The sequence below is a fragment of the Streptomyces sp. H27-D2 genome, assembly GCF_035828615.1.
Taxonomy (GTDB): Bacteria; Actinomycetota; Actinomycetes; order Streptomycetales; family Streptomycetaceae; genus Streptomyces.
Window position 1 is genome coordinate 1 of sequence record NZ_JAYMZR010000202.1, and the last position, 1764, is coordinate 1764.

The following is a 1764-nucleotide window of genomic DNA, read 5'->3' on the forward strand; positions in this document are numbered from 1 at the left end:
CACTTGTCGGTCATCGATATTCCTGGGCGAAGTCGGGTGGCCGGAGGGGATTTCACCCTCCGGCTCCCACAGATCCGTACGTGACAGTCTCCCGTCATACGGCTCTTATCATCCTGGTCACCACACTCGGGCGGGTTCGTTCACCCATGCCCAGTGGGAAAAGAACCGAGGTGCACGTTCCACCGCGTCCCACCACGCACGCATCGTTGCTGACCAACTCCGCCGCAACCGCCGATACTTTCCGCGCAACCACCGGACCATATAGGCATTGATCCGTTTCAGGAGAGGAAACAAGGCCGACTTATTGAAGGCCCCGTAGTACTGCATCCATCCCCGCACGACCGGATTAATCCAGTCCGCGAGGTCTCGCGCCTCACCCTGAACCCAGCGGTGCAATCGCCAGGACCGCACCACCTTGCCCATCCGCTTGAGAGCCGCGACCGAGACCGCCGGAGAAAAACTCCGAAACAGGCCGGTCCTGCCATCCACGGTGCGCTCACGGAAGTCGAACCCCAGGAAGGTGAATCCCTCTTGCTCGAACGAGCCTTTACGATTCGCGTCCTTACAGTAGACAATCCGTGTCTTGTCAGGGTGCAGCTGAAGGCCGACCCCACTCATGCGCTCCTCCAATGCGGACAGCACCACCCGTGCCTCTGCGAGGCTTCGGCAGTGAATGACCGCATCATCGGCATAACGCTCGAACGAGACGTGCGGAAAACTCCGCGTCAGCCACATATCGAACGCAAAGTGCATGAAAAGATTCGCCAGGACCGGGGAAACCGCCGAGCCCTGCGGCGTACCCATCGTGCGCTCCCGCAGAGCGCCATCCGCCTCTTGCAGCGGGGCCGAGAGCCACCGCTTGACGTACAGCAACACCCACGGAAGATCACACACCGAGCCCACCGCCCGGAGCATCAGGTTCCACGGAACCGAATCGAAGAACGCCCTGATGTCCAGATCGATCACCCAGTCGTACTTCCAGCACCGCACCCGGCACGTCCCCACCGCGTCAATCGCCCCACGCCCCGGACGGTAGCCGTAGGAGTCGGAGTGGAAGATCGGTTCGACCTTCTGCTCCAGCACCAATGCCACCACCGTCTGCGCCACGCGATCACCGACAGTGGGTACCCCGAGCGACCTGACACCGCCCTGTGCTTTCGGGATCTCCACCAGACGCACCGGCGGTGGAAAATAGCATCCAGAGGACATTCGATTCCAGATCTTGTACAGGTTCCCCTGAAGATCCTTCTCGAGCTCCGCAATAGATACCGCATCCACGCCGGGTGCGCCTTTGTTCGCCCGGACCTTCTCCCAAGCCTCCATCACTTGCCACTTCGAAATACCAAACGGCTTGCCTGATGCTTTCAACTCATCCATACCATTCCTCCCGGAGCACTTCCGGTTGATCGAATGAACAAGTCACGGACGACCCAGCCCCTTCGCTCCACCCCCATTACAGAGGCTTCCTCACTACTACGAGCTGGTCCGCCAGCGCGCCTGACAACGGGTCACGCACGCTTTCTCCTGTTCCGCACAGATCCCGCAGATCGGACTCGCGCCACCTTCACGCCGGACACCACCTGGCCAGTAAGCGGATCGCCCGCCAGGCTCATCCCAGAGCGCCTTCAAGCCCCGGTTTCGATGTCATCCAAGCATTTCGACGCATCAGCAGTGGTTCGCTTGCGCTCGCCTTTCCAATCCCCACCTGACGCCTCACCGGACGCCTTTTCCTCCCTCGCTCACCACGACGGTCTTCAGCCAACG

General features: G+C 60.9%; 1 protein-coding gene. It reads right to left on the reverse strand.

Going from position 1 to position 1764, the window contains the following annotated elements; translation table 11 throughout:
* Positions 1-117: 117 nt before the first annotated feature.
* Entirely contained in the window at positions 118-1377 is a 1260-nt protein-coding gene (gene ltrA, locus QMK28_RS33870; RefSeq protein WP_326443531.1) for a group II intron reverse transcriptase/maturase, read from the reverse strand.
* Positions 1378-1764 lie beyond the last annotated feature (387 nt).

Excerpts from the sequence above, each read along its gene's own strand:
- ltrA (WP_326443531.1), bottom strand. The coding sequence starts at position 1,377 with ATGGATGAGTTGAAAGCATCAGGCAAGCCGTTTGGTATTTCGAAGTGG.